The sequence below is a fragment of the Knoellia subterranea KCTC 19937 genome, assembly GCF_000768685.1.
In the GTDB taxonomy this organism is placed as follows: Bacteria; Actinomycetota; Actinomycetes; order Actinomycetales; family Dermatophilaceae; genus Knoellia; species Knoellia subterranea.
Map to the genome: position 1 here is coordinate 166557 of NZ_AVPK01000007.1, position 26588 is coordinate 193144.

Consider the following 26588-nt stretch of genomic DNA (forward strand, 5'->3'; position numbering starts at 1 on the left):
CCGGTGACCCACCCTGCCCCGTCGCGCCCTCCGGGCCCACTGCACAGCCTCAACCGCCACAAGGAGCGCGGCAGCACCGAGCGTGCCGCCCTCGACGCGATCCTCGACGATGTCCTCGCGGGCACGCTGAGCACCGTCGTGGACGGCGAACCCTGGGTCGTGCCGATGCTCTTCGCACGGCAGGGCGATCGCATCCTCCTCCACGGTTCGACCGGTGCCGGGGCCCTACGCCACGTCGCGGCCGGCGCCCCGGCGGCCCTCGCGGTCATCTCCGTCGACGCGCTGGTCGTCGGCCACACGACCTTCGACTCGTCGGCGAACTACCGCTCGGCGGTCGTCCGGGGCGCGCTCACCCCGCTGTCCGATGACGAGCGGCCCGCCGCCCTCGACGCTCTCTCGGAGCGCATCCTCCCGGGTCGCAACGCCGAGGTCCGTCCCATGACCCGTCAGGAGCAGGCCAAGACCCTTGTGATGGCACTCCCCATCACCGACGACGGCTTCATGGTCAAGACCCGCACCGGCACCGCGAGTGCTCCCGATGAGGAGACCGATGCCTGGCACGGCGTCGTCGAACTGCGCACCGTGGCGCTCGAACCCCAGCCGGCGCCGACCTCGTCCGCCGCGAAGGTGCCAGAGTCCGTGCGCGAGTTCGCGGCTGCGAGAGTTCTCGCGTGACACACGTATCCGGAATCGGTTCCTGGCCCGGCGAGTCGGCACGCGAGGCCATCGTCACGGTCCGCGACCTGCTCACCGACACGGAGGGCCTGGGCCTGCCCTATCTGCCCGAAATCCCTTCTCGCGGACCGGGATCCGACATGATCGGCCGCTCCGCAGTTCTCCTCGCAGACCTCTCCGTCGACCTCCAGCCGTCGGGGTGGCGCTTCACCGACCGCCCCGGTCGCGACGTCGCCCGCGCCAGGTCACTCTGGCGCCAGGACCTCGACGAGCTCGCCGAGGCGTACGACGGCTACGACGGCCCGCTCAAGCTCCAGGTCGCCGGCCCCTGGACCCTCGCTGCCTCGATCGAGCTCAACCGGGGCGAACGCGCCGTCACCGACGAGGGCGCCCGCCGCGACATCGCGGCCTCCCTCGCCGAGGGGGTCCGGCAGCACGTCGCCGAGGTGCGGCGGCTCGTCCCCGGCGCGACCCTCACGCTCCAGGTCGACGAGCCGTCCGTCGTCGCCGTCCTGCGCGGAGAGCTGCCCACCGCCTCCGGCTACGGACGCGTACGGGCCGTCGACCGCACGGAGGTCGCGGACGGCATACGCAGGGTTCGTGAGGCATTCGACGGTGACGTGACCCTCCACTCGTGCCACCCCGACGCCCCGGTCGCGGTCCTCGCCGCGACGGGCGCGACGGCCCTCGCCCTCGACCTCACGTCCGCGACCCCGCATCGTTGGGAGTCCGTCGCCGAGATCGTGGAAGCGGGCACGCGCCTGTGGGCCGGGGTCGTCCCGACGAGCGAGCCGGAGTCCGCCGCGGACGCGGTGCGCACCGCGACCGCTCGCGTCGTCGACGGCTTCAGAGCAGTGGGTATGCCGTCCGCCCGCCTCGCGGACGTCACCGTCACTCCCGCGTGTGGTCTCCCCGCGCTCACACCCCGGGGGGCCGTCGCCGTTCAACGTGTGGCTGTCGACACCGCCCGAGAACTCACCGAGAAGGAGCAGGACTGATGTCACCCGCACCGCGCGTCCCGTGGCAGGCGAAGTACCTCGCACTCGTCCTCATCTGGGGCTCGAGCTTCCTGCTCATGAAGGTCGGCCTCGAGTCGTTGTCCGCCGTGCAGATCGCGATGCTGCGGCTGCTCACCGGTGCCTTGACGATCGGCGTGCTGCTCTGGGCTCGGGGTGGGGCACTGCCGAAGGAGCGCTGGGTGTGGGGGCACCTGCTCGTGACCGGATTCCTGCTCGGCACACTGCCATTCACGCTGTTCGCCCTGTCGGAGACGCGGGTCAGCTCGGCCCTCGCGGGTATCGGCAACGCGACGACCCCGATCGCGACGGTCCTCGCGACGATGGCGTTCCTCCCCGGCGCAAGGGTCACGCGCAACAAGGTCGCCGCCATCGTCGTCGGCTTCATCGGGGTCGTGACGATCATGCAGCCGTGGACGTCGGTGCGACCCGACCTCGTCGGCTTCGGCATGGCCCTGGGCGGAGGTGTCTGCTACGGCCTCGGCTGGACCTACAACCGTCGCTTCCTCGCGCGGGCCGACCTCGGCGGGCTGAGCCAGCCCGCGGCCACCCTGCTCATGGGCACGGTGCTGATGGTTCCGGTGACGCTCGTGTGGGGAGCGTTGCAGCCCGGTGGCATCGCGTCGATCTGGGCCTACGACCGGGCACGACTCGGCACGTCTGCGATCGAGGCGGGCAGCGACGGAGGCGGCTGGGTCTGGCTGCCGCTGCTCTGCATCCTCGCGCTCGGCATCATCGGGACGGGCGCCGCCTACATTCTCCAGTTCGACGTCGTGCGTGGTGCCGGACCGGTCATCGGCTCGACCATCACCTATCTCATCCCCATCGTCTCCGTGCTCCTCGGTGTGCTCGTGCTCGGTGAGTCGCTCGGCGTGTGGGAACTCCTTGGCTTCGTGATCGTCCTCGGGGCAGCGGCCGTGATCAACGCCCCGGCGCGGAAGGTGACTGTTCCGCCGGCAGCGGAAGCGCCGGAGGAGCCGGTCGCTCAGCGCGCATGAGCAGCGCCGCGGCCACGATGGTGACCACGGCGAGTGCGAGTGGAGCGACGGCCATGCCGACGAGCGGCCAGTCCGGCCAGGACTGCTCGATGCCGGGAGTGCCGGGGCCAGTCATGGGCATCAGGGCCCCGGGCAGGAGCATCACACCGATGCCCCCGCCGAGGATGCCCACGACGAGCAGCCACGTCCCGGCGCCGCGACGGCCCGGCGCGAGCAGCCAGAGGGCGCGGATCGCCAGTCCGGCAAAGATCAGCGCGGGCACGCTGAAGAGCAGGCCGAAGATCCCCACGTAACCGTGGGGGTCGTCCGCCGGCTCGTCCCGGAAGAACCACGCGTTGACGGTCAGCCACAGCACCACCGCGACGGGCACGAGCCACAGGGCGGCGCAGGCCGCCCCGACCCACCGGGGGCCCCGGGTCACGGCGAGGCCGGGGCCTTGACCTCACGCCGGAGGATCTTGCCCGTCGGTCCCTTGGGCAGCTCGTCGAGGAACCACACCTGCCGCGGGTACTTGTAGGCCGCGATTCGCTCCTTGGTGAACTCGATGATGTCGTCGGCGGTGGCCGTCGCACCCGGTCGCAGCGCGACCCCGGCACCGACCTGCTCACCGAGCAACTCGTCGGGCACAGCGACGACCGCGACCTCGAGCACGTCGGGGTGTTGGTAGATGACCTCCTCGACCTCGCGCGGGTACACGTTCATGCCGCCACGCAGGATCATGTCCTTCTTGCGGTCGACGATCGTGAAGTAGCCCTCGTCGTCCTGGGTCGCCATGTCGCCGGTGCGGAACCAGCCGTCGGGGATCGCCTCTGCGGTCGCCTCGGGGTTGGACCAATAACCCTTCATGACGTTGTCGCCGCGGATGGCGATCTCGCCGACCTCTCCGTGCTCGACCTCGTTGCCGTCGATGTCGATGACCCGCATCTCGCAGCCCGGGATGGCCAGGCCGATGGTTCCGGGCTTGCGCTCGCGGTCGGGCATGTTGAAGGACGCGACCGGTGACGTCTCGGACAGGCCGTATCCCTCGAGGATGACGCAGCCGAACTTCTCCTCGAACGCCTTCATCACCTCGAGCGGCATGGCCGATCCACCCGACGCACACGTGCGCAGGGACGACGCGTCGAGGGAGTCGGAGTCCGGGTGGTTGAGGATCGCGGCATACATCGTCGGCACGCCCTGCATCACCGTGACCTTCTCGTCGGCGATGACCTTGATCGCCGCGGCCGGGTCGAAGCGGGGGATGAGCGCGAGCGAGGCACCGACCCGCACCGCGGCGTTGAGCCCGACGACGAGCCCGAAGACGTGGAAGAGCGGGAGGCAGCCCATGATGACGTCGTCCGGCGTGATCTGCTGGATGACCTCGGCGCAGCGCATCGCGTTGAGGCTGACGTTGTCGTGGGTGAGCTCGGCGCCCTTCGGCCGACCGGTCGTGCCCGAGGTGTAGAGGATGATCGCGGTGTCGTCGCCCTCGCGCTCGGTGGCCTCGGCGATCGGGTCGCCGCCGTCGAAGGATCCCTCGACCGGCCCGAGCGGGCTGCACTCCACGATGCGCGTGCCCGAGTTCTCCGCACCCTTGGTCGCCTCGTCGACGAAGTCGGGCCATACGAACGCGACCTTCGCGCCCGAGTTCGTGAAGAAGAAGTCGATCTCGCCGGACTTGAGGAGCGGGTTCATCGGCACGACGACCCCGCCCGCGAGGAGCGTCGCGAAGAACGCGACCGGGAACGCCGGCACGTTCGGGAGGATGAGCGCGACGCGGTCACCGGGCTCGATTCCGTTGGCGCGCAACGATCCTGCGAGCTTCGCCGCCATCCCGTGCAGTTGTGCGTACGTGATGTCCTGACCGTTGATCTTGATCGCGGGCCGGTCCGGCATGGCCTTCGCGGTGCGGACGAGATGTGAGGCGAGGTTGGACTCTGCGCTGCTCATGGTGACTGGCTCCTTTGCCGGGACGGGGTCGTCGCCATTGTTGTCGACGCGACCTCGTCGTGGGAGGGGTCCGGGCTGAAAGACTCCTGTGCGTGATCACCATCGACGAGTACCTCGCCTTCTGCGACGCCGCCATCGACGGGTATGCCGGGTGCGTGAGTTCCCTGGGAGAGGCGCACCTCAACGAGGTGGTCACCCTGTCAGACGGGTCGCCCCTGCCCGGGTCGAACTCGGCCTTCGCCCTCGTTGCTCACATCGTCGGTGTCATGGGCCGTTGGGGACGCACGGTCAATCGGGGCATCGTCGTACCCCGCGACCGCGATGCGGAGTTCACGGCGACGGGGACGGTCGACCAGGCGCTGGCCCTGCTCGACCTGGGCCGGGCCCGTCTCCACGAGGACGTCCGCGCCTGCGACCCGGCCGCAGCGCCGGTGAACCCGCCCACGGGCCGGGACCGGACGGCATACGCCACGCAGGGTGCGATTCTCCTGCACGTCTACGAGGAGCTGGCCCAGCACCTGGGCCAGCTCGAGGTCACCCGCGACGTCATCCTCGCCCGGGCGTGACCCTCACTCGTCGCGCATGTCGCGGATCGGGTTGCGCCGGATGTTGCGCAGCAGGGGCGGAGTGATGGCGACGAGGGACATGAGCAGGATCCCCGCGAGGATCGCCCAGAACACCGGTCCCGGGATCCCGAGGAAGTGGAAGCGCGCGTCACCGTCGAAGACTCCGTAGGCGAGTTGCGCTGCGCGAGTAGCGCGTTCGGTGAAGAACACCTCGATGCCCACGACGATGGCGGCGGCGAGCAGGCCAGCGAAGAGGGCGATCCGCACGGCCACCCAGATCGAGTAGAGGACGTAGACCTTCATGATGTCCGAGCGCTTGGCGCCGATCGCCCGGAAGACGGCCGTCTCGCGGCGGGAGTCGGCGATGACGCGGCCCATCATGGCCCAGATGATGATCGTGGCGACGCCGAAGAGGGCGGCGAGCAGCCCGATGAGGAAGGGCCGTGCCTGGCGGGCGATGTCGTCGACGACGAGGTAGCTCGTGCCGTAGGTCCCCACGGAGAACGGCTGGCCGCACTCGATGTAGTAGTCGCCGCTGAAGACGCCGGGAGTCCCCGGGCATGCCTGCGACTCGATGAACGACTTGGCGTCGTTGATGGTCGGGAACGACGCGATGTAGGCGGCCTCCGGCCCGTAGGGTCCGAACATCATCATCTGCTCGGGCGACTGTGGGGGAGGGCTGGTGAGGAGGTCAGCGTGCCGGAGCTGCGCGGGCACCGCGGCGAGCAGGTCCGCCGGGATGAGTGCGCCGTAGCCGTAGGTCGTGCCGACGATCCCGGAGACGACGGAGTCGAGGGTGCTGCCACCCGACTGCTGCGTCGGGAGGACGCCGACGATCTGGAACGTCAGGAGTTCGGCACGCGGATCGGTTCGAGGAGTGAACTGGGCGTCGAAGGCCTCCCGGTCGGCATCCTTCTTCTTCTCCCGTTCGGTGCGGGTGTCGGACGCGACGGTCACGGCTCCGCAGGGCGTCGTGGGGAGTTCGAGGATGCGAGCAGGCTTCTCCCAACCCGGCGTTCGCGCATTCGCGGCAAGATCAGCGGCCTGCTGACGAGCCTCGTCGATGAGCGCTCGTTCGGCGTCGTTGCGGTAGCAGGAGGTGAACGTCGCGCCGTTGGCCTTGTCGCGGACGGTGCGGTACCAGTCAATCTGGGCCGCACTGCCCCGGGGACGCTTCGTCAGGCCCAGATTCTTGCCGAGGGTGGCCACCACGTCGTCGACCGGGACGAGGACGGGGATGCCCTTGGGGGTGGCCCGCGCCGCGTTGGGTTCGGCGATGAAGGAGCGGACCAGGTCGTCGTCCATGACCGTGAAGTTCGACTGGGCGATGCTCGACTCCATGCCCTCCTCGGGCGCCTGCCCCTCCTTCCCGGGGGTGGGCTCGTTCGTGCCGGTGAGGTCCTCGCGGCCGTCCTTGAGATAGGCGATGCCGAGACCCTGCAGGTGCTTGGGCTGGTAGGTCTCGGTGGCGCCGCCGCTCCGAGCGGCGGTGTCGAATGCCTCGGGCGTGCTCTTGGACGACTTCTGCGCGGTGGCCACGATCTCGGCCATACGCCGCTTCCAGACGACGGACTCCTGGTTGACCATCTTGCGCTCGGATGCGGGGATGCTCGGGTCGCCGTAGGGGTCGTCGATGATGGCGGCGACCTCGGTCCTGGGGTCGTAGTCGGTAATGCCGTACTTCTCCGCCGCGGCCTTGCGCTCAGCAAGGTATGCCGTGTGCGCGGCTTGCATTTCCTTCACCAGTGCGGGGTCGCCCGGGTAGGGGTAGAGCTGCTCCGACGGGATGACCGGCGTGCCCTGGACGAGGTAACGGCCGCCGAGGTTCTGGTCGGCGAACCGGTCGATGCTCGCCGACGTGCCGTAGAAGAGGAGGACGCCGCCGCCGATGATGCCGAAGAGCAGTCCGGAGACGATGGTGGTGATGAGGAGGCGGAGGCGCTTGGAGCGAATCTTGGTGCGCGCCAGGGTGATGGAGTCGCGGAAGCCGATCATGCGACCACGCCCTGAGGGACGATGAGGCCGTCGCTGAGCCGGATCGTGCGGTCGGCACGTCGGGCGAGGCTCTCGTCGTGGGTGACGATGACGATCGTTGTCCCGAACTCGTCCCGAATCCGCTCGAAGAGCTCGATGATCGAGGCACCCGTGGCGCTGTCGAGGTTGCCGGTCGGCTCGTCCGCGAGCAGCAGCGGCGGGCGGTTGAGCAGAGCGCGGGCGATGGCAGCTCGTTGCATCTGACCGCCCGACATCTCCTTGGGCAGGTGCTTGGACCGATCGGCGAGGCCGACCTCCTCGATGAGGGCCGTCGCCTGGGCGCGACGTTGCTGGCGCGGGGTGCGGGCGAACATCCCGGGGACCTCGGTGTTCGTCGTCAGCCGCAGGAACGGCTGGAGGTAGAAGAACTGGAAGACGAAGCCGATGGTCTGGTTGCGGAAACGCGACAGCTTGGCGTCGCTGAGCCGGCCGATGTCGACGCCGTCGACCTGCACGGAACCGCCGCTGGGCTTGTCCAGCCCGCCGATGAGCTGGAGCAGGGTGCTCTTGCCACTGCCACTGGCCCCGGTCAGGGCGACGAACTCGCCGCGGTCGATCTCGAGCGAGACGCCTCCGAGAGCGGCGACCTTCTGGCGTCCCATCCGATAGGTCTTGTGCAGGTCGGACACGGTGATGATGTGGTCGCCCGAGCGGGGCCGCGGCGGACGGACCGGGAGCGCCGGGAGCGCGGGGGCCCTGGAGCCGCCGTGGTGGGCGCGCAGGGCCGCGATGGCGGCCTCGACGTCCCCGTCGAAGGACGCGAGAAAGTCGGCGACCGGATTGCGGTTGGGCATTCCGGCGTCGCTGGGTGAGTCCGTCATCGAGCCCCCTGGCTTGAGTGATCCGTGTGGAGGGAACTGTGGCACATACTCGGTATGTCGTGCGGGGATTCGGCTCGGACACGCCCACTTCGGCCGTCGAGACCACGCCCGAGCAGCGTGTCGGTGGCGTGCGGCAGGATGGGCGCGTGAGCGAGAGCGACCTGCCCGAGGAGATCGACCGCGACGAGGCACCCGCCGAGGAGGTGCCCGAGGACGCCCGTCACGAGTGGACCGACCTCGCTGAGCAGGCGGCGGCGCACCAGTTCGCCTACCACGTCAAGGACGCGCCGACGGTCAGCGACGGTGAGTACGACCGACTCATGAAGCGGCTCAACGCACTTGAGGAGGAGTTCCCCTCGCTGCGCACGCCCGAGAGTCCGACGCAGACCGTCGGCGGGGCGATCTTCTCCACCGACTTCCAGGCTGTCGACCACCTCGAGCGCATGCTCAGCCTCGACAACGCGTTCTCCACCGACGAGATGCTCGAGTGGAACGCGCGCGTCGCCCGTGACGCCGGCACCGGCTTCCACTACCTGTGCGAGCTCAAGATCGACGGCCTCGCCGTCAACCTCCTCTACGAGAAGGGCCGGCTCACGCGCGCCCTCACCCGTGGCGACGGCCGCACGGGCGAGGACGTGACGCTCAATGTCAGGACCGTGCACGGCATACCGACGGAGCTCAAGGGGACCACGGACCATCCGGTGCCGGATCTCGTCGAGGTGCGCGGGGAGGTCTACTTCCCGATCGAGGCGTTCGGCGAGCTCAACGCCCAGCTCGTCGAGGCGGGCAAGCCGCCCTACGCCAACCCGCGCAACACGGCCGCCGGATCGTTGCGGCAGAAGGACCCCCGCGTCACGGCGACCCGCGATCTGCGCATGCTCGTCCACGGTCTCGGCAAGCGCGAGGGCTTCGAGCTCACGCGGCAGAGCGAGGCCTATGACGCCTTGAAGGCGTGGGGTATGCCGGTGTCGACGCACTACCGCGTCGTCGACACGATCGAGGAGGTCAACGCCTTCATCGCGCACACCGGCGAGCACCGCCACGACGTCGAGCACGAGATCGACGGCGTCGTCGTCAAGGTCGACGAAATCGGGGTGCAGCGCCAGCTCGGTTCGACGTCGCGGGCGCCGCGGTGGGCGATCGCCTACAAGTACCCGCCCGAAGAGGTCAACACGAAACTCCTCGACATCCAGGTGGGTGTCGGCCGGACCGGCCGCGTCACGCCGTTCGGCGTCATGGAGCCCGTGGTCGTCGCCGGGTCGACCGTGGAGCGCGCGACCCTGCACAACGCGACTGAGGTCGTGCGCAAGGGCGTCCTCATCGGCGACACCGTTGTCCTGCGCAAGGCGGGTGACGTCATCCCCGAGATCCTCGGCCCCGTCGTCGACCTGCGCGACGGGACCGAGCGCGAGTTCGTCATGCCCACCGAGTGCCCCGCATGCGGCACGACCCTCGCCCCGGAGAAGGAGGGCGACAAGGACATCCGCTGCCCCAACACGCGCGCCTGCCCGGCGCAGTTGCGCGAGCGGCTGTCGAGCCTTGCCGGCCGGGGTGCCTTCGACATCGAGGCGCTGGGTTATGAAGGCGCTGTGGCCCTGCTGGACTCGGGTGTGCTCACCGACGAGTCGACGCTGTTCGGGTTGCAGGACAAGGACATTGCTCGCGTCCCGCTCTACACCCGCGCCGCGAAGAAGACCGACCCGGAGGATGCTGTCGTCGACGGTCGGGTCCTCTCGGCCAACGGTGCCAAGCTCGTCGCCAACCTCGCAGCCGCCAAGGAGCAGCCGCTGTGGCGCGTGCTCGTCGGGCTCTCGATCCGACACGTCGGACCCACCGCGGCTCGCGCACTCGCGCAGCACTTCGGTTCGATCTCTGCCATCCGCGAGGCCTCGGTCGAGGAACTCTCCGGCGTGGAGGGCGTCGGTGGCGTCATCGCCGAGTCGGTGCGCGAATGGTTCGACCGCGACGGCAACGAGTGGCACTGCGCCATCGTCGACCAGTGGGCCGCCGACGGCGTGCGCATGGAGGACGAGCGCGACGAGTCAATCGAACAGACGCTGGCCGGACTCACCGTTGTCGTCACTGGGTCGATGGAGGGCTTCAGCCGCGACGAGGCCAAGGAGGCGATCCTGTCCCGTGGCGGCAAGGCGTCGGGCTCGGTCTCGAAGAAGACTGACTACGTCGTCGTCGGTCCGGGCGCGGGCTCCAAGGAGACCAAGGCCCGCGAGCTCGGGCTGACGATCCTCGATGAGGCCGGCTTCGTGGCACTGCTCGAAAACGGTTCTGCCGAGGCCGTATCCGAGGAAAGTGTCGAGCCGTGACCGCTGACGACCTCGCACCCACCGGGGTGCTGCGCGCCTCGATCAATCTCGGCAACGCCGTCCTCACCAACGGCTCCTTCGACGAACCCGCGGGGATCAGCATCGACATCGCGCACGAGCTCGCTGGGCGCCTCGGCGTGCCCGTTGAGCTCGTCCTCTGGGACGCCGCGCGCAAGTCCGTGGACGCGGTCCGAGACGGAGTCGCGGACGTGTGCTTCCTCGCGGTCGATCCCGTTCGCGCCGAAGCGCTCGCCTTCACTGCCCCGTACGTCCTCATCGAGGGCGCGTATGCCGTCCGCTCCGATTCCCCCCTCCGCTCGGCTTGCGATGTGGACCAGTCGGGAGTGCGGGTCGGCGTGAAGCTGGGGTCGGCCTACGACCTGCACCTCTCGCGTGCCCTGACCGCGGCAGAAGTCGTGCGGGGGAGTGGCGGTGTCCACGTCTTCGACGAACAGGGCACCGAGGTGGCCGCGGGCATCCGCCAGCCCATCGAGGCCTACGTCGAGGCGCACCCGGGGCTGCGGGTCCTCGACGGGGCTTTCATGCAGATCCCGCAGGCCGTCGCCGTGTCGCGAAGGCTTTCGGACGCGACGGTCGAGTGGGTCCGCACGGTGGTCGTCGAGCTCATCGACACCGGATGGGTGGCCGATGCGCTCGCCCGCCACGGCCAGGATCCGTCAATGGCCGCTCCGCCGGCAGCGCAGGATTAGCGGTTCGCCCCGATCGGCCCGTCGCCCGTCTGGACGAAGTCGGTGTCGATGACCGAGGCGGTTCGTCCGAGGCGCTGCTCACCTCCGGCCGTGGCCATCCGGACCTGCTCGGAGTCCTCACCGAACGTCACGATCGCCGAGCGCCGGATCTGGGCAGCGAGGTCGTCCTGGGCGGCACGCACGGCCGCGACGATGCGCTGGCTCAGGGTTCTACCCCCATCGGCGCAGGCCGCGTCGCTCACGTCGAGCGAGGACACGGCGCCGCTGCCCGTGACCTCGACGGTCACACCCTCGAACTCACCCGATCCCGAGAGCCGATCGACCTCGGTGCGCCATTGGGATGCCGCGTGGGCCTGTGCGACGAGTCGGGAGAGGTCTGTGCTCATGGTCACCACGACCCTTCGGTCGTTGGGCGCAGGTCATCGTGCGCGGCCGCGATGGCGGCCAGGACGGCGGGGCCGACTGCCTGTCCACCGCGCTGGGCAACGATGTCGCCCACGGCAAGACCGGTCAGCACTCCCTGCCCGTCGACCTCGGCGACGACCTGACCTGCCGCCGCCGTGCCACGACCGGTCGCGGCCAGCCCGTCCCGCCGCCGCGCGATCCGTTGCGGACGCTCCTCGACCGCGGTCGGCCGGACCTGGCTGCGCGCGAGGATCGGTTGCGCGACGTCGTCGGAGCTCATGGCATCATCCTGACATCAGGTCGGCGGCTCGGCAGGCCGCGGGTGGGCGATCACGAGAGGTCTCGGCATGGAACCGGCTCCAGAGGTTGGGCTGGGCATCTGGTACGTCTCCCTCGCGGTCTTCGGGACGCTCTGGGCCTCGTTCGCTGTGCCCTACGCCTTCCACGTGGTGAGGGCAGTTCGGGCCGGGGACACCTGGCTTCCGTTCGAGCCCAAGCCCAACGGCCGCTACACGTTCATGGCCCAATCGCGGCGGTTCGCCGCGTTCCGCGCGCCGACCCCGGAGCACAGGACAGCGCTGGGCCTGACGGTGCGCCATGGCATCGGGCTCGCGGTCATCGCGGCCCTGTCGTACGCGCCGATCCGGGACATCGCGTACATCGCGAATCACTGACCTCGGGGATACTGGCGCGGTGACTGAAGCTCAACGGGGCAACTGGCTGCAGGTCCTGGCCAACCTCCGTGAGTGGGTGCGCGCCCGACCGGAACTCGCACGTGACGAGGACACCCGGTCATTCTTCGAGATCCTCGAGCGGCACTGACCGCGCGCCGATCGGCAGGGCGCTCGTGCTGGGGCCGGCGTGGGGACGCCTAGACTGCTCCCCATGGCTGAACTCACCCGCGACGACGTGGCGCACCTCGCCGGTCTCGCCCGCATCGACCTCTCCGACGCCGAGCTCGACAAGATGGTCGGCGAGTTGGGCGTCATCCTTGAGTCCGTCGCTGTTGTCCAGCAGTCGCCGATCGAGGGCGTCGAGCCGATGAGCCACCCGATGCCGCTCGTCAACGTCACCCGCCCCGACGTCGTGCGCCCGAGCCTCGGAGCCGAGGCCGCACTTGCGGGCGCCCCCGAGGCCGACCAGCAGCGTTTCTCCGTTCCCCGCATCCTCGACGAGGACTGAAGGCCGTGCGTATGCCGGGTGGCGAGCACCCGGCATACCTCACCGCTTCTTTCGTCCACGACACAGACCGCAACCGCTAGGACCGACGTGACCACAGACCTGACCCGCGCGAGCGCCGCCGAACTCTCCGACCTCCTCGCCCAGGGCGAGACGAGCTCGGTCGAGGTGACGCAGTCGCTGCTGAACCGCACGGACGCCGTCGACGGCGACGTCCACGCCTATCTCCACGTCGACCGTGAGGGTGCCCTGGCGACGGCCCGTGACATCGACGCGCGTCGCGCCGCGGGCGAGGAGCTGCACCGTCTCGCCGGCGTGCCGATCGCCGTCAAGGACGTCATGGCGACCAAGGGTCTGCCGACGACATGCGGCAGCAAGATCCTCGAGGGGTGGATCCCGCCGTACGACGCGACCGTCGTGACGCGCATCAAGCAGGCCGGCATGCCGATCCTCGGCAAGACCAACATGGACGAGTTCGCGATGGGCTCGTCGACGGAGCACTCGGCCTACGGCCCGACCCGCAACCCGTGGGACCTCGACCGCATCCCAGGGGGGTCCGGTGGTGGTTCGAGCGCGGTCGTCGCGTCGTTCCAGGCGCCGCTCGCGATCGGCACCGACACCGGTGGCTCGATCCGCCAGCCCGCCGCCGTGACCGGCACCGTCGGCACCAAGCCGACCTATGGCGGCGTCTCGCGCTACGGCCTCGTCGCGCTCGCGTCCTCGCTCGACCAGGCCGGACCGTGCACGCGCACCGTCCTCGACGCGGCCCTGCTGCACGAGGTCATGGGCGGTCACGACCCGATGGACTCGACCTCGATCAACGCGCCGGTCCCGGCCGTCGTCGAGGCCGCGCGCCGCGCCGACGTCAAGGGCATGAAGATCGGCATCGTCCGCGAGCTCACCGGCGACGGCTTCCAGGCCGGGGTGCAGGCACGCTTCGACGAGTCGGTCCAGCACCTCGTCGACGCCGGTGCCGAGGTCGTCGAGGTCTCGTGCCCGAGCTTCGAGGCGGCGCTCGCGGCCTACTACCTGATCCTCCCGTCGGAGGCGTCCTCGAACCTCGCGAAGTTCGACGCCATGCGCTACGGCATGCGGGTGCTGCCCGAGGGCATCGACGACCCGAGCGCCGAGCAGGTCATGGCGGCCACCCGCGACGCCGGCTTCGGTGACGAGGTCAAGCGCCGCATCATCCTCGGGACCTATGCCCTGTCGTCGGGCTACTACGACGCCTACTACGGCTCGGCCCAGAAGGTCCGCCGCCTCATCGCCGACGACTTCTCGCGGGCGTTCGATACCGCCGACGTCCTCGTCTCGCCGACGGCGCCGACGACGGCGTTCAGGTTCGGCGACAAGATCGACGACCCGATGGCGATGTACCTCAACGACATCGCGACCATCCCCGCCAACCTCGCGGGCGTGCCCGGCATGTCGCTGCCGAGCGGACTCGCCGACGAGGACGGACTGCCGGCCGGCTTCCAGATCCTCGCACCCGCAGCCGCTGACGAACGCCTGTATGCCGTGGGCTCGGCTCTCGAGCAGCGTCTCCTCGCGTCGTGGGGCGGACCGCTCCTCGGCCGTGCGCCAGAACTCTCCACGACCACGAAGGGGGCCTGACACCATGGCATCGACTCAGATTGACACCGAAGCGACCATCGCCTGGGACGACGTCCTCGCGTCGTTCGACCCCGTCATGGGTCTCGAGGTGCACGTTGAGCTCGGCACGAACACCAAGATGTTCTGCGGCTGTGCGACCGAGTTCGGCGCCGAGCCCAACACGCAGGTCTGCCCGGTGTGCCTCGGCCTGCCCGGCGCGCTCCCGGTCGTCAACGAGACCGCGGTGGAGTCTGCGATCCGGATCGGTCTCGCGCTGAACTGCGAGATCGCGGAGTGGTGCCGGTTCGCCCGGAAGAACTACTTCTACCCGGACATGCCGAAGAACTTCCAGACGTCGCAATACGACGAGCCGATCGCGTTCAACGGCTTCTTGGATGTTGAGCTCGAGGACGGCACGACGTACCGCGTCGACATCGAGCGCGCCCACATGGAGGAGGACACCGGCAAGTCGCTGCACGTCGGTGGCTCGACCGGTCGCATTCACGGCGCGACGCACTCGCTCGTCGACTACAACCGCGCCGGCATCCCGCTCATCGAGATCGTCACCAAGCCGCTCACCGGTGCGGGGGAGCGGGCGCCTGAGATCGCCAAGGCCTACGTCGCGACGCTGCGCGACCTGCTCAAGGCGCTCGACGTGTCCGACGTGAAGATGGAGCAGGGCTCGATGCGCTGCGACGTCAACCTCTCGCTCATGCCCAAGGGCTCCGACACCTTCGGCACGCGCACCGAGACCAAGAACGTCAACTCGCTGCGCTCCGTCGAGCGTGCGGTCCGCTACGAGATGTGCCGTCACGGCGCGATCCTCCAGGCCGGCGGCACGATCCTCCAGGAGACGCGGCACTGGCACGAGGACACCGGCATCACGACCTCGGGTCGCCCGAAGTCCGACGCCGACGACTACCGCTACTTCCCGGAGCCCGACCTCGTGCCGGTCGCGCCGTCGCGCGAGACGGTCGAGGCGCTGCGAGCCACCCTCCCCGAGCCGCCGGCCCAGCGCCGCAAGCGCCTCCAGGGCGAATGGGGCTTCAGCGACCTCGAGATGCGTGACGTCCTCAACGCCGGGCTCGTCGACCTCATCGGCGAGACCGTCGAGGCCGGTGCCACGCCTGCAGGTGCCCGCAAGTGGTGGTCCGGTGAGATCGCCCGGCGCGCCAACGCCGAAGGTGGGGTGAGCGTCGCGGACTACGCCGCGGAGCGCTCGATCACCCCCGCCCACGTCGTCGAGCTCGAGGGCCTCGTGACCTCCGGTCGCCTCAACGACTCCATGGCCCGCCAGGCGTGGGAAGGCGTCCTCGACGGCGAGGGCACTCCGACTGCCGTGGCTGACGCCCGCGGACTCGAGCTCGTCCAGGACGACGGCGCCCTCGAGGCGGCCGTCGACAAGGTCATCGAGGCCAACGCCGACGTCGCGCAGAAGGTCCGCGACGGCAAGGTCCAGGCCGCGGGTGCGCTCATCGGGCAGGTCATGAAGGAGATGAAGGGTCAGGCGGACGCGGGCAAGGCCCGCGAGATCATCCTGTCCAAGCTCACGAGCTGAGGTTCGACTCTCTCGGGTCTCTCCGCGCGCGAAGGGCGCGTCGCTTGCGCACTCCCTCGGGCGCTCAGTGGGCCGCCGACATCCTTCCGCACACGGGTGCGGTTTGCTCCCTGAGTCGGCGGCCCAACGCACCCTCGGGAGTGCGCCACGCGCCGCTCGTTTGCCCGCCTGGTCCGCTGCGGTCGTGAGGTTGGCCACATCGCGTGGGCAACTGCCCTTTGGGTGTGTCTAGAGGGGGTCCGGCAGGCGGCTAGGGTGGCGGCTCGTGACGATGACGACGCAGACGCATTCCGCAGCAGACGAGCACCTGGCCGACTGGGCCGCACGACAGGCTTCGGCCGAGGCGATGATCCCCCTCGTGGGCCGCCTCTACCGGGAGAACGGCGTCGTGACGTCGATCCACGGCCGGCCGCTCTTGGGTCAGTCGACGACCGACATTCTCAAGGCACACCGGTTCGCCCGCCGCGTCGACATCGAGCTCGATGTGTCGGACACGCTGCCCGTCATCGAGGCACTGACGGCGCTGGATCTGGGTCCGGCGTCGATCGACATCGCCCGACTGCACCGCCGTCGACTCGAGGCGGGGGAGGGTGTGTCGCTCGAGGAGTTCCTCAGGGCCGAGCTGGTCGACGTCGTCGGCAAGGGTGGCTTGGCCGGCGATGGGGCGCGCCCCGTCACGGATGTCGTGCTCTACGGCTTCGGTCGCATCGGGCGCCTGCTGGCTCGCATCCTCATCGAGCACGCCGGCGGTGGGCACGGGCTGCGCCTGCGCGCCATCGTCGTCCGCAAGGGGTCCGACGACGACCTCGCCAAGCGCGCCAGCCTGCTGCGTCGCGACTCGGTCCACGGCTCGTTCGCCGGGACGATCACGGTCGACGAGGAGGCCAACGCGATCCTCGCCAACGGCACGCTCATCCAGGTGATCCACTCGGACAACCCCGCGACGGTCGACTACACGGCATACGGAATCAGCGACGCGATCGTCGTCGACAACACGGGTCGTTGGCGCGACGAGGCGGGCCTCGCCCAGCACCTCGAGAGCAAGGGTGTCTCGCGGGTCCTGCTCACCGCACCGGGCAAGGGCGGCCTTCCCAACATCGTCAGCGGGATCAACGACGACGACATCACCGACGCCGACCGCATCGTCACCGCGGCCTCGTGCACGACGAACGCCATCGTCCCGGCTCTCAAGGCGATCAACGACGAGTACGGCATCGTCGGTGGCCACGTCGAGACGGTCCACTCGTTCACGAACGACCAGAACCTCATCGACAACTTCCACAAGGGCGAGCGTCGCGGTCGTTCCGCCGCTCTCAACATGGTGCTCACCGAGACCGGCGCCGCCAAGGCCGTGGCCAAGGCTCTCCCCGAACTCGAGGGCAAGCTCACCGGCAACTCGATCCGCGTCCCCACCCCGGACGTGTCGATGGCGATCCTCAACCTCACCCTCGAGAAGGCCGTCGACCGCGAGGAGCTCAACACCTACCTCCGTCAGGCCTCGCTCTACGGCGACCTGCACAAGCAGCTCGACTTCATCGACAGCCCCGACGTGGTCTCGACCGACTTCGTCGGCAACCGCCACGCGGGCATCGTCGACGGCCGCGCCACCATCACGTCGGGTGACCGCTGCGTCCTCTACGTCTGGTACGACAACGAGTTCGGCTACTCGTGCCAGGTCGTGCGCGTCCTCGAGGAAATGGCCAAGGTCCACCCGCCGACCTTCCCCAAGGCCTGACGCCGCCACAAGAAACGACGAACCCCCGCCTCGGCCTGAGCCGAAGCGGGGGTTCGTCGCGTGGGGAGCCGGGTCAGCGGCGTCCGCCGCCGAGGAGGCCGCCGAGGACGTCGAGGATCGAGCCGCCCGTCGACTGCTGGGGCTGCTGGGGTGCCTGCTGCTGGGTCGCGGTGCCGCCACCGAGGGCGCCGCCGAGGACGTCCTGCAGCATCGAGTCGAGCGAGCCCGGACCACCCTGGGCCGAGTTGTCGGTGCCGCCGGGAGCCGGGGCCGCCGTGCCGCCACCGAGGCCGCCGCCCTTGAGGACCTTGTTGGCGAGGTAGGACAGGACGATCGGGGCGAGGATCGGGATCAGCCTCTTGACGAGACCGCCGCCGGCACCGGAGCCACCGAGCGCGGAGTACACCTGGTCCTGGTTGTCGCCGAAGATGTGCGAGGCGATCTTCTCGCCGTCGGCCTGGTCAACCTGGCCGAGGTCGACCCCACCGCTGAGGAGGTCGTTGTCGTGCTGGCCCAGAGCCTCGAGGATCGAGCCGGCGCCACCACCCTGCGCGTTGGCCTGGAGACCACCGAGGAGTGCGGGGAGGGCGGACTGGGCGGCCTGCTGCACCTCCTGGGGATCGGCGCCGACCTGCTGGGCGAGCTGGTCGATCGGCAGGCTCTGGAGGATCTCGTCAACTGCAGCCATCGTGTGTTGCCACCTCTCGTGGGTCCGGCGGGCTAGATCGCCCACCTCTGACCCCCACTTAACCACCACGTTCGCGCACGCGGGGCGTTCACCTCGGTGCTCGTGACTCGATGTCAGCCGATCGGCACGCGAACCACGCGGTCGTCACCTTGGCGTGGGTCGCCACGGAAGGTGTTGTTGCTCAGCATCCACAGGGTCCCGTCGGGTGCGCTCACGACGTCGCGAATCCGGCCGTATCGGCTGTGCAGCAGGCGAATTGGCTCCCCAGCGCGCCGCGGTCCGCTGACCGGCACCTTCCACAGCGACTCTCCGCGCAGTGCTGCCAGATAGACCGCTCCGTCGCCTCCGACCGCGATCCCACTCGGGGAGGACTCGTCGGTCGACCACTGAGCGATCGGTGCGACGAACCCGTCGCGCTGCTCGATGCCCTCCACCTCGGGCCAGCCGTAGTTCTTGCCCGGCTCGATGACGTTGAGCTCGTCCCACGTGTTCTGTCCGAACTCGCTCGCGTACATGGTTCCATCCGCGGCCCAGGCCAGCCCCTGCACGTTGCGGTGCCCCATCGACCACACGCGGCTCCCCGCAAAGGGGTTGCCGGGCGCGGGTGACCCGTCGGCGGTGATGCGCAGGATCTTGCCGCCGAGGTTGGACCGGTCCTGCGCCCGCTCGGGCTGCGCGGCGTCACCGGTCGCGACGTAGAGGAACCCGTCGGGTCCCCACTTGAGTCGCCCGCCGTTGTGGTTCCCGGCCTTGGGTATGCCGGTGAGCACCGGTGTGACAGAACCGAACCCGCCTGCCCCGAGGGTTGCCCGCACCACCCGGTTGTCGTTGGCCGCGGTGAAGTAGAGATGCACCATCGAGTCCGTCGCGAAGGTCGGGGAGACGGCGATGCCGAGCAAGCCGCCCTCCCCGGACGCGTCGACGCCGGGGACGGTGCCGACCGTGGCCCTGTGACCGTCGGGGCTCACCCGCACGACCTCTGCCTGATCGCGCAGCGTCACGAGGGCATCACCGTCGGGGAGAAAGGCGATCGCCCATGGGACGTCGAGGCCGGTGACGACATCGGTCGGTTCCCCCGCGGGGAGCGCAGGGCCAGTGGACGACGCGGACGGAGTCGATGAGGTCGGGGTGCCTGTCGGCGTGCTCGACGCGGTCGTCGGCGTGGAGGACGGTTCCGTCCCATCTCCCGACCCACTGCATCCCGACAGGGCGAGGGCCAGGGCAGCTCCGAACCCGAGGAGGCCGATGCGGACGCGATACGGCTGCGGCAGGTGGGCGGACGGCATACCCGATCCTGTCGTGAAACGACCATGATCTCCAGTGCTTCCGAGGCGGATACTCACCCCATGGGACTCATGGACAAGGTGGCCGTGGCCGCCAAGCACGTGCACTCCGCGCTGTACCGCCGGTTCGACACCCCGAAGCTGCGCACGATCGCGGGCCTGCCGATCCTGCTCCTCACTGTGCGGGGACGACGCAGCGGCAAGGACCTCACGTCGCCGGTCTGCTACCTCGAGCACGCGGGTGGTTACGCCGTGACCGGCAGTGCTGGTGGAGCTGACGCGGAGCCGCAGTGGTTCCGCAACCTCCGGGCGGCCGACACGGCGATGGTCGAGATCGGTGAGCGGCGCCTGCCGGTCACGGTCCGCATCCTCGAGGGCGAGGAACGCGACGCGTTGTGGCACCGGTTCGTCACCGAGGGGACGACGTTCGCGGGGTACGAGAAGAAGACGGAGCGCGTCATTCCCGTCGCCCTGCTCACCCCTGCCTGAGGTCGCCTATCGTCAGGCGCATGGTGGTCGTCTCTTTCCCTGATGCCGTGCTTCGTGATGCCGTGGGCGATGTCGCGGGCATCGAACCCGTTCTGTGGGACCCGGGGACCGGTCCAGCCCCCGACGATCGGATCGAGGTCGTCGTCGCCCCCTACCTCGGTGCCGCCCACAAGCTGGCGCCGGTCGCGGACCTCCCGAACCTCCGTCTGGTCCAGCTGCAGTCCGCCGGCTTCGACGGTGTCCTCGAGGTCGTACCCGAGCACGTGGCCGTGGCGAACGCAGCGGGTGTCTACGACGCCGTGACCGCGGAGCTCGCCATCGGCCTGACGATCGCCAGCCTGCGCGGCATCCCCGACGCCGTGCGCCGTGGCGACGAGGCTCGGTGGGAGGCGCTGGGGCGCCGCACGTCCCTCGTCGGGAAGCGCGTCCTCGTCGTCGGCTACGGCTCGGTCGGCACGGCAATCGCCCGTCGTTTCAACGCTTTTGAGGTCGACCTGACGGTGATGGCATCGAAGGCAAGGGCCGGAGACGACCTCGTGGACACCGTCCACGGCATCGATGAGCTTGCCGAGCTCCTGCCACACCAGGACGTCGTGGTCGTCATCGTTCCGCTCAACCCCTCGACGAGCGGCCTCGTCGACGACGCATTCCTCTCGGCGATGCCCGACGGTGCCCTGCTCGTCAACGTCGCGCGTGGCCAGGTGGCCGACACCGATGCCCTCGTGAAGCATGCCGGCCGCCTGCGGATCGCCCTCGACGTCACCGATCCCGAACCCCTTCCGGACGGTCACCCGCTGTGGACCGCGCCGGACGTCCTCATCACGCCGCACGCCGGCGGCAACACCGACGCGCTCGTCCCGATGATGGCGGCGCTCCTGCGCGAGCAGCTCACCGGACTGGCAGCGGGGGACTCGCCCCACCACCTCGTGCGCCCGATTGTCAAGACCTGACATCACCAGTCGAGCGGGGCAAAATCGGACCATGACCGCATCTGCCGAGGACCGGACGCTCGTGCTCGTGCGCCATGCCAAGGCGGAGCAGGGTGGCTACGACGCCGACCACGAGCGCGAGCTGACACCCCGGGGACATCGCGATGCGGCGGAAGCGGGTCGGTGGCTCAACGAGCAGGGCATCGGCGTCGACGAGGTGCTGTGCTCGACCTCGACGCGGACCCAGCAGACGTGCGAGGGCATCTGGGAGGCGGGGTGCTCCGAGGCCGACGTCCGCCACGAGCACGGCATCTACAACGCCTCTGCCGAGCGGCTGCTCGACATCGCTCGTGAAGCCGACCACGACGCGAACGTCGTGATGATGGTCGGGCACGCACCCGGCATACCCGTTCTGGCATCTCTCCTCGCGGACGGTGAGGGAAGTGACCGCGCGCACGACCTCATGAGCGAGGGCTTCCCCACAACGGGCATCGCGATCCTGCGGTTCTCCGGGGCGTGGGCCGACCTCGCCCCGGGGGTCGCTCGCCTCGATCGGTTCCACGTCGCCCGGGCAGCGGACCGCGACGCCGCCACCCGCTAGACCGCACTTCGAGATCGGCGTCCCACGTCGTGGACGCGAGTCCTACAGTTGGACACATGAGCGACGCGATCGACATCAAGCCCCGTTCCCGCGACGTCACCGACGGCCTCGAGAAGACCGCGTCCCGCGGCATGCTCCGCGCCGTAGGCATGGGCGACGAGGACTGGGTCAAGCCGCAGATCGGTGTCGCCAGCTCCTGGAACGAGATCACCCCCTGCAACCTCTCGCTCGACCGACTGTCCAAGGCCGTCAAGGACGGTGTCCACGCGGCCGGTGGCTACCCGCTCGAGTTCGGCACGATCTCGGTGTCCGACGGCATCTCGATGGGTCACGAGGGCATGCACTTCTCCCTCGTCTCGCGCGAGATCATCGCCGACTCCGTCGAGACCGTCATGAGCGCCGAGCGCCTCGACGGCTCGGTCCTCCTCGCCGGCTGTGACAAGTCGCTGCCCGGGATGCTCATGGCCGCCGCCCGCCTCGACCTCGCCTCGGTGTTCCTGTATGCCGGTTCGATCCTTCCCGGGGTCGCGAAGCTCTCCGACGGGACCGAGAAGGAAGTGACGATCATCGACGCCTTCGAGGCGGTCGGTGCGTGCAACGCCGGGAAGATGTCACTCGAGGACGTCGACGCCATCGAGCGCGCGATCTGTCCGGGCGAGGGTGCGTGTGGTGGCTTCTACACGGCCAACACGATGGCCGCCGTCGCAGAGTCGATCGGCATGTCCATCCCGGGGTCGGCCGCCCCGCCCGCCACCGACCGTCGTCGTGACGTCCACGCCCGCAAGTCGGGCGAGGCTGTCGTCGAGCTCCTCCGCCGCGGCATCACGGCCCGTCAGATCATGACGAAGCCCGCCTTCGAGAACGCCATCGCCGTCGTCATGGCGTTCGGCGGCTCGACCAACGCCGTCCTCCACCTCCTCGCGATGGCACACGAGGCCGAGGTCGACCTCACCATCGGCGACTTCCAGCGCATCGGCAAGAAGGTCCCGCACCTCGCCGACGTCAAGCCGTTCGGAGCGTTCGTCATGAAGGACATCGACCACATCGGTGGCATCCCGGTCGTCATGAAGACGCTCCTCGAGGCCGACCTTCTCGACGGTGACGCCCTGACCGTGACGGGGAAGACCGTTGCGGAGAACCTCGACGAGATCAAGCCACCGCACATCGACGGCCGTGTCATTCGCGAGTTCACGCAGCCGATCCACAAGACCGGTGGGCTCACCATCCTCTCCGGATCGCTGGCCCCGGAGGGCGCTGTCGTGAAGTCGGCCGGATTCGACACCGAGGTCTTCGAGGGCACCGCGCGTGTCTTCGACGGCGAGCGCGCCGCGATGGACGCCGTCGAGCAGGGCACCCTCAAGCCGCAGGACGTCGTCGTCATCCGTTACGAGGGTCCCAAGGGTGGCCCGGGCATGCGCGAGATGCTCGCCGTCACCGGAGCCATCAAGGGCGCCGGTCTGGGCAAGGACGTCCTCCTGCTCACCGACGGTCGCTTCTCCGGCGGCACAACCGGACTCTGCGTCGGCCACGTCGCACCGGAAGCCGTCGACGAGGGCCCCATCGCCTTCGTGCGTGACGGCGACGGCATCCGCCTCGACGTCGCGAACGGCACGCTCGACCTGCTCGTCGACGAGGCCGAACTCCAGCGTCGCCGCGACGAGGGCGTCACCCACCCCGAGCCCAAGTACACCCGCGGCGTCCTCGCCAAGTACCGCAAGCTCGTCGGCTCGGCGAGCAACGGCGCAGTCTGCGACTGACCCCAGCGCAACCCGGCGCGGTCCCACACACGAGAGCACGCGGCATACCGAAGAATTTTCGGTATGCCGCGTGCTCGTGTTCCGTGAGTGGGCTCAGCGGACGACGGGGAGACCGTTCACCCAGTCGAGCCTGGCCGTCTTGAGGATGCGCTTGCCCGGCGTGCTCGGGTACGGCTTGCTGTTCTGCCAGACGTGGTACGCGATCCAGGTCGACCCGTCCGCCGCCGTCTCGACCTCCGCTCCGCCGGGCCCGTAGCCGTAGCCCTGGCCGGTCTTCATGAGGTTCTTGCGGAAGGTGAACGTGCCGTGGATCGAGTCGGCCGAGTAGACGGCCGTGTAGTAGGCGTTGGTGTCGTAGCGGCTGCGCGAGACGAACAGCCAGACCTTGCCGCCGTGACGCACGAGGCTCGGCGCCTCGTAGACGTAGTCGGACGTCCGGTGCAGGAGGTTGTCCGCGGACTGGCCGCTGGTGAAACCGACCGTTCCGGTGGTGCCGTTGAACGTCAGCATGCGGGCGATGATGTCGTAATCACCGCGCGGGAAGCCCAGACGGTGCACACCACTGCGCCACGTGAGATAGGTGTTGTTCGCGGTCGTGACGTAGGTCGTCGCGTCGATCGCCTCGCGACCGCCGCCACCGCCGCAGGTGAGCAGCCGCGGGCCGGAGTAGCCGTTCACCACGGTCCTCGAGGAGGCGTAGTAGACGCACGGCGCGGCCCCGTTCTTGCTGGCGCTGAAGAAGGCGAAGTAGTAGTTGCCGCGTTTGACCAGGTGCGGGGCCCAGAACTTCGAGTAGCCCGATCGGGCCGCATTGATGTTGCCGATCTTCGTGTAGGTGCCGGTCGGCGTGGAGCGACGGAAGACCGGCATGGTGCCCGTCTGGCTGCTGCCCGTGGCCGCAAGGTAGTAGTACGAGCCGATCCGGCTGAATCCCGGATCGGCCGCCCCCAACGGACTCGCGATCGTCGCGGCGCTCGCGGATCCTGCCGACACCGCGAGCAGCCCCACCGCTGCCGCTGCGCTGACAACCCATTGTCGAATTCGCATGGTCGTGTCCCTCCTGTCTCGGGCTTCCGCCCTTGAGTCGCCACCCCTGTGGGGGAGGCGCCGTCGGCTCCGAAGCCGACGAAGGGAAAAGTAGGGGCCAGTCGTGCGCGTTGCCCATGGGTAGCACTCCCCGCGGAGGGCCGAATGACCGGATGATGGGATGTGTCGTCTCACACGTTGACACGGCGCGGCTGCAGCGAGAGAGTCATCCTGTGGCACGAATTCTCGTACTTCCCCCGGCGCCCGGCCCCTTCTGACAGGTCCGGCCAGGCGCCTCCCTCCGTCGTCCCCCGCAGTGGGACGGGAGGGTTTTTTTGTGCCACGCACAGCACGTGACAAGAGCAACTCCGACTCAAAGATGGTGACGACGTGAGCGAGACCCACGCAGCCCCTGCGCCCACCCCGGCGCGGCTCGCCGAGCAGGCCCGGGCCAAGGCGCCCCTCGACGTGACCGGGGCCCAGAGCCTCGTCCTCGCCCTCGAGGCCCTCGAGGTCGACACCGTCTTCGGCATCCCCGGCGGGGCGATCCTCCCGGCCTACGACCCGCTGCTCGACTCGGTCAAGGTGCGCCACATCCTCGTGCGTCACGAGCAGGGTGCCGGTCACGCCGCCGAGGGCTACGCCGCAGCCACCGGCAAGGTCGGCGTCTGCATGGCGACCTCCGGCCCCGGCGCCACGAACCTCGTCACGGCGCTCGCGGACGCCCACATGGACTCGGTCCCGATCGTGGCGATCACCGGCCAGGTGGCCAGCGCCTCGATCGGCACGGACGCCTTCCAGGAGGCCGATATCCGTGGCATCACGATGCCGATCACGAAGCACAACTACCTCGTGACCAACCCGGCGGACATCCCGCGGGTCCTCGCCGAGGCCTTCCACATCGCCGCCACCGGTCGACCCGGTCCGGTGCTCGTCGACATCTCCAAGGACGCGCTCCAGTCCCGGACCTCGTTCGCCTGGCCGCCGCGCATCGACCTGCCCGGCTACCACCCCGTGACGCGCCCGCACGCCAAGCAGATCCGCGAGGCCTCGAAGCTCATCGCCGCGGCCGAGCGGCCCGTGCTCTATGTCGGCGGCGGTGTCATCCGCGCCGACGCGAGCGAGGAGCTGCGTCAGTTCGTCGAGCTCACCCGCATCCCCGTCGTCACCACGCTCATGGCGCGCGGTGCCCTCCCCGACAGCCACGAACTGCACCTCGGCATGCCCGGGATGCACGGCTCCGTCGCAGCCGTGACGGCCCTGCAGAAGTCGGACCTCCTCATCACGCTCGGTGCCCGCTTCGACGACCGGGTCACGGGCCAGCTCTCCTCGTTCGCGACGGGAGCCAAGGTCATCCACGCCGACATCGACCCGGCCGAGATCTCCAAGAACCGCCACGCCGACGTCCCGATCGTGGGCTCGTGCAAAGACGTCCTCATCGACCTCATCGCGTCGGTCGACGCCGACATCGATGCAGGCCGCGCCGGCGACTACTCCGCGTGGCGCGCACGCACCGCCGGGTGGAAGCGCGACTTCCCGCTCGGCTGGACCGAGGGCGAGGGTGACACCCTCGCGCCGCAGTACGTCCTCGAGCGACTCAGCGCGATCGCCGGCCCGGAGGCCGTCTACGTCGCCGGTGTCGGCCAGCACCAGATGTGGGCCGCCCAGTTCGTCGAGTACGAACGCCCGCGTGCCTGGCTCAACTCCGGTGGTCTCGGAACGATGGGGTATGCCGTCCCGGCCGCCATGGGTGCCCAGGTCGGTGAGCCCGACCGGACCGTGTGGGCGATCGACGGCGACGGGTGCTTCCAGATGACGAACCAGGAACTGGCCACCTGCGTCATCAACAACATCCCGATCAAGGTCGCCGTGATCAACAACAGCAGCCTGGGCATGGTGCGCCAGTGGCAGTCGCTGTTCTATGACAAGCGCTACTCCAACACCGACCTGCACACGTCCGCGGACGGCCAGCGCATCCCCGACTTCGTCAAGCTCGCCGATGCCTACGGCTGCGTCGGCCTGCGGTGCGAGCGGCCCGAGGACGTCGACGAGACGATCCGCCAGGCCATGGAGATCACCGACCGGCCCGTCGTCGTCGACTTCGTCGTCCATCGTGACGCCATGGTGTGGCCGATGGTGGCCGCCGGCGTGAGCAACGACCTCATCCAGGTCGCCAAGGACACCGCGCCGCAGTGGGACCGCGAGGAGTCCGAGGCGATCCCGCAGTCCGAGGATGCCGACCACAGCGACGCCGAGCCCATCGAGGAGAACTGAG

General features: G+C 69.4%; 26 protein-coding genes. 17 read left to right on the forward strand and 9 right to left on the reverse strand.

The window, feature by feature from the left end:
* The first annotated feature begins 3 nt into the window (after positions 1–3).
* The 3 genes from N803_RS12805 to N803_RS12815 are packed head-to-tail and all read left to right on the forward strand — an operon-like array spanning position 4 to position 2689.
* Positions 4–675 carry a pyridoxamine 5'-phosphate oxidase family protein gene (locus N803_RS12805; RefSeq protein WP_245617242.1) on the forward strand — a complete coding sequence of 224 codons (672 nt, stop codon included), beginning with the start codon at positions 4–6 and terminating at the stop codon, positions 673–675.
* Positions 672–1673 (forward strand): uroporphyrinogen decarboxylase/cobalamine-independent methonine synthase family protein, encoded by a 1002-nt coding sequence (locus N803_RS12810; protein WP_035905925.1) that lies wholly within the window; start codon positions 672–674, stop codon positions 1671–1673. Before N803_RS12805 ends, N803_RS12810 begins: the two co-directional genes overlap by 4 nt.
* Entirely contained in the window at positions 1673–2689 is a 1017-nt protein-coding gene (locus tag N803_RS12815; RefSeq protein WP_052112261.1) for a DMT family transporter, read from the forward strand. Before N803_RS12810 ends, N803_RS12815 begins: the two co-directional genes overlap by 1 nt.
* Here N803_RS12815 and N803_RS12820 read toward each other — a convergent pair.
* Positions 2613–3110, reverse strand: a complete 498-nt coding sequence (locus N803_RS12820) for a hypothetical protein (RefSeq protein ID WP_035905926.1) — start codon at positions 3108–3110, stop codon at positions 2613–2615. The genes N803_RS12815 and N803_RS12820 overlap by 77 nt on opposite strands.
* Complete coding sequence (locus N803_RS12825; protein ID WP_035905928.1) at positions 3107–4618, reverse strand: long-chain-fatty-acid--CoA ligase; 1512 nt, start codon at positions 4616–4618, stop codon at positions 3107–3109. The genes N803_RS12820 and N803_RS12825 overlap by 4 nt, the downstream gene beginning before the upstream one ends.
* 92 nt (positions 4619–4710) lie before the next feature.
* On the opposite strand from N803_RS12825, the gene N803_RS12830 reads away from it, so the two are divergent.
* Positions 4711–5184 carry a mycothiol transferase gene (locus N803_RS12830; protein ID WP_035905929.1) on the forward strand — a complete coding sequence of 158 codons (474 nt, stop codon included), beginning with the start codon at positions 4711–4713 and terminating at the stop codon, positions 5182–5184.
* A gap of 3 nt (positions 5185–5187) precedes the next feature.
* Here N803_RS12830 and N803_RS12835 read toward each other — a convergent pair whose 3' ends face one another.
* The gene (locus tag N803_RS12835) at positions 5188–7179 is read right to left on the reverse strand and encodes an FtsX-like permease family protein (protein ID WP_035905931.1); all 1992 of its coding nucleotides are present in this window, start codon (positions 7177–7179) and stop codon (positions 5188–5190) included.
* Positions 7176–8039: an ABC transporter ATP-binding protein gene (locus tag N803_RS12840; RefSeq protein WP_211253516.1), complete on the reverse strand. Its 864-nt coding sequence runs from the start codon at positions 8037–8039 to the stop codon at positions 7176–7178. Before N803_RS12840 ends, N803_RS12835 begins: the two co-directional genes overlap by 4 nt.
* 146 nt (positions 8040–8185) lie before the next feature.
* Between N803_RS12840 and ligA the strand changes: the two genes are divergently transcribed.
* Together ligA and N803_RS12850 are read left to right on the forward strand one after the other, a co-directional pair.
* Positions 8186–10360, forward strand: coding sequence for an NAD-dependent DNA ligase LigA (gene ligA, locus N803_RS12845; protein ID WP_211253517.1), 2175 nt, complete (start codon positions 8186–8188; stop codon positions 10358–10360).
* Positions 10357–11070: a transporter substrate-binding domain-containing protein gene (locus tag N803_RS12850; RefSeq protein WP_245617243.1), complete on the forward strand. Its 714-nt coding sequence runs from the start codon at positions 10357–10359 to the stop codon at positions 11068–11070. Before ligA ends, N803_RS12850 begins: the two co-directional genes overlap by 4 nt.
* Here N803_RS12850 and N803_RS12855 read toward each other — a convergent pair.
* Positions 11067–11456: a YbaB/EbfC family nucleoid-associated protein gene (locus tag N803_RS12855; RefSeq protein ID WP_156969782.1), complete on the reverse strand. Its 390-nt coding sequence runs from the start codon at positions 11454–11456 to the stop codon at positions 11067–11069. The genes N803_RS12850 and N803_RS12855 overlap by 4 nt on opposite strands.
* A 2-nt stretch (positions 11457–11458) precedes the next feature.
* Positions 11459–11755 carry a hypothetical protein gene (locus N803_RS12860; protein WP_035905937.1) on the reverse strand — a complete coding sequence of 99 codons (297 nt, stop codon included), beginning with the start codon at positions 11753–11755 and terminating at the stop codon, positions 11459–11461.
* 67 nt (positions 11756–11822) lie between these two features.
* Here N803_RS12860 and N803_RS12865 point away from each other — a divergent pair, with 67 nt between their 5' ends.
* The 6 genes from N803_RS12865 to N803_RS12885 all read left to right on the forward strand — a co-directional run bounded on the left by N803_RS12865 (position 11823) and on the right by N803_RS12885 (position 17540).
* Positions 11823–12149, forward strand: coding sequence for a hypothetical protein (locus tag N803_RS12865; protein WP_035905941.1), 327 nt, complete (start codon positions 11823–11825; stop codon positions 12147–12149).
* 19 nt (positions 12150–12168) lie between these two features.
* A complete protein-coding gene (locus N803_RS19045; protein WP_281175010.1) occupies positions 12169–12297 on the forward strand; it encodes a hypothetical protein in 129 nt (42 codons plus the stop codon).
* 63 nt (positions 12298–12360) lie between these two features.
* Positions 12361–12657 (forward strand): Asp-tRNA(Asn)/Glu-tRNA(Gln) amidotransferase subunit GatC, encoded by a 297-nt coding sequence (gene gatC / locus N803_RS12870; protein WP_035905943.1) that lies wholly within the window; start codon positions 12361–12363, stop codon positions 12655–12657.
* Between the two features lie 87 nt (positions 12658–12744).
* The gene (gene gatA, locus N803_RS12875) at positions 12745–14268 is read left to right on the forward strand and encodes an Asp-tRNA(Asn)/Glu-tRNA(Gln) amidotransferase subunit GatA (RefSeq protein ID WP_035905945.1); all 1524 of its coding nucleotides are present in this window, start codon (positions 12745–12747) and stop codon (positions 14266–14268) included.
* Positions 14269–14272: 4 nt separating this feature from the next.
* Positions 14273–15805, forward strand: a complete 1533-nt coding sequence (gene gatB, locus N803_RS12880) for an Asp-tRNA(Asn)/Glu-tRNA(Gln) amidotransferase subunit GatB (protein ID WP_035905946.1) — start codon at positions 14273–14275, stop codon at positions 15803–15805.
* A 271-nt stretch (positions 15806–16076) separates the two neighbouring features.
* Positions 16077–17540 carry a glyceraldehyde-3-phosphate dehydrogenase gene (locus tag N803_RS12885; protein ID WP_035906030.1) on the forward strand — a complete coding sequence of 488 codons (1464 nt, stop codon included), beginning with the start codon at positions 16077–16079 and terminating at the stop codon, positions 17538–17540.
* Positions 17541–17613: 73 nt separating this feature from the next.
* Here N803_RS12885 and N803_RS12890 read toward each other — a convergent pair whose 3' ends face one another.
* Both N803_RS12890 and N803_RS12895 read right to left on the reverse strand, forming a co-directional pair.
* On the reverse strand, positions 17614–18228 hold the full coding sequence (locus tag N803_RS12890) for a DUF937 domain-containing protein (RefSeq protein WP_035905947.1): 615 nt from the start codon (positions 18226–18228) through the stop codon (positions 17614–17616).
* Positions 18229–18341: 113 nt separating this feature from the next.
* The gene (locus N803_RS12895; RefSeq protein ID WP_084764484.1) at positions 18342–19514 is read right to left on the reverse strand and encodes a PQQ-dependent sugar dehydrogenase; all 1173 of its coding nucleotides are present in this window, start codon (positions 19512–19514) and stop codon (positions 18342–18344) included.
* Positions 19515–19574: 60 nt separating this feature from the next.
* On the opposite strand from N803_RS12895, the gene N803_RS12900 reads away from it, so the two are divergent.
* From N803_RS12900 to ilvD, 4 genes are read left to right on the forward strand one after another with little or no spacing between them, the layout of a single operon-like run.
* The gene (locus N803_RS12900) at positions 19575–20000 is read left to right on the forward strand and encodes a nitroreductase/quinone reductase family protein (RefSeq protein ID WP_052112262.1); all 426 of its coding nucleotides are present in this window, start codon (positions 19575–19577) and stop codon (positions 19998–20000) included.
* Between the two features lie 20 nt (positions 20001–20020).
* Positions 20021–20950 carry a 2-hydroxyacid dehydrogenase gene (locus N803_RS12905; RefSeq protein ID WP_035905948.1) on the forward strand — a complete coding sequence of 310 codons (930 nt, stop codon included), beginning with the start codon at positions 20021–20023 and terminating at the stop codon, positions 20948–20950.
* Positions 20951–20981: 31 nt separating this feature from the next.
* A complete protein-coding gene (locus N803_RS12910) occupies positions 20982–21530 on the forward strand; it encodes a SixA phosphatase family protein (protein ID WP_035905949.1) in 549 nt (182 codons plus the stop codon).
* Between the two features lie 56 nt (positions 21531–21586).
* Positions 21587–23287, forward strand: coding sequence for a dihydroxy-acid dehydratase (gene ilvD / locus N803_RS12915; RefSeq protein ID WP_035905950.1), 1701 nt, complete (start codon positions 21587–21589; stop codon positions 23285–23287).
* A 93-nt stretch (positions 23288–23380) separates the two neighbouring features.
* Here the strand turns inward: ilvD and N803_RS12920 are convergent, their stop codons facing one another.
* Complete coding sequence (locus N803_RS12920) at positions 23381–24334, reverse strand: family 43 glycosylhydrolase (RefSeq protein WP_084764488.1); 954 nt, start codon at positions 24332–24334, stop codon at positions 23381–23383.
* Between the two features lie 369 nt (positions 24335–24703).
* Here N803_RS12920 and N803_RS12925 point away from each other — a divergent pair, with 369 nt between their 5' ends.
* Entirely contained in the window at positions 24704–26587 is a 1884-nt protein-coding gene (locus N803_RS12925) for an acetolactate synthase large subunit (RefSeq protein WP_035905952.1), read from the forward strand.
* The last annotated feature ends 1 nt before the right edge of the window (position 26588 follow it).

What these genes read in the sequence shown, in the direction of transcription:
- N803_RS12815 (WP_052112261.1), top strand. Translation starts at nt 1,673, where the DNA reads ATGTCACCCGCACCGCGCGTCCCGTGGCAGGCGAAGTACCTCGCACTC.
- N803_RS12825 (WP_035905928.1), bottom strand. Translation starts at nt 4,618, where the DNA reads ATGAGCAGCGCAGAGTCCAACCTCGCCTCACATCTCGTCCGCACCGCG.
- N803_RS12835 (WP_035905931.1), bottom strand. Translation starts at nt 7,179, where the DNA reads ATGATCGGCTTCCGCGACTCCATCACCCTGGCGCGCACCAAGATTCGC.
- N803_RS12840 (WP_211253516.1), bottom strand. Translation starts at nt 8,039, where the DNA reads ATGACGGACTCACCCAGCGACGCCGGAATGCCCAACCGCAATCCGGTC.
- N803_RS12855 (WP_156969782.1), bottom strand. Translation starts at nt 11,456, where the DNA reads ATGAGCACAGACCTCTCCCGACTCGTCGCACAGGCCCACGCGGCATCC.
- N803_RS12860 (WP_035905937.1), bottom strand. Translation starts at nt 11,755, where the DNA reads ATGAGCTCCGACGACGTCGCGCAACCGATCCTCGCGCGCAGCCAGGTC.
- N803_RS12865 (WP_035905941.1), top strand. Translation starts at nt 11,823, where the DNA reads ATGGAACCGGCTCCAGAGGTTGGGCTGGGCATCTGGTACGTCTCCCTC.
- gatC (WP_035905943.1), top strand. Translation starts at nt 12,361, where the DNA reads ATGGCTGAACTCACCCGCGACGACGTGGCGCACCTCGCCGGTCTCGCC.
- gatB (WP_035905946.1), top strand. Translation starts at nt 14,273, where the DNA reads ATGGCATCGACTCAGATTGACACCGAAGCGACCATCGCCTGGGACGAC.
- N803_RS12885 (WP_035906030.1), top strand. Translation starts at nt 16,077, where the DNA reads ATGACGACGCAGACGCATTCCGCAGCAGACGAGCACCTGGCCGACTGG.
- N803_RS12890 (WP_035905947.1), bottom strand. Translation starts at nt 18,228, where the DNA reads ATGGCTGCAGTTGACGAGATCCTCCAGAGCCTGCCGATCGACCAGCTC.
- N803_RS12895 (WP_084764484.1), bottom strand. Translation starts at nt 19,514, where the DNA reads ATGCCGTCCGCCCACCTGCCGCAGCCGTATCGCGTCCGCATCGGCCTC.
- N803_RS12900 (WP_052112262.1), top strand. Translation starts at nt 19,575, where the DNA reads ATGGGACTCATGGACAAGGTGGCCGTGGCCGCCAAGCACGTGCACTCC.
- N803_RS12905 (WP_035905948.1), top strand. Translation starts at nt 20,021, where the DNA reads ATGGTGGTCGTCTCTTTCCCTGATGCCGTGCTTCGTGATGCCGTGGGC.
- N803_RS12910 (WP_035905949.1), top strand. Translation starts at nt 20,982, where the DNA reads ATGACCGCATCTGCCGAGGACCGGACGCTCGTGCTCGTGCGCCATGCC.
- ilvD (WP_035905950.1), top strand. Translation starts at nt 21,587, where the DNA reads ATGAGCGACGCGATCGACATCAAGCCCCGTTCCCGCGACGTCACCGAC.
- N803_RS12920 (WP_084764488.1), bottom strand. Translation starts at nt 24,334, where the DNA reads ATGCGAATTCGACAATGGGTTGTCAGCGCAGCGGCAGCGGTGGGGCTG.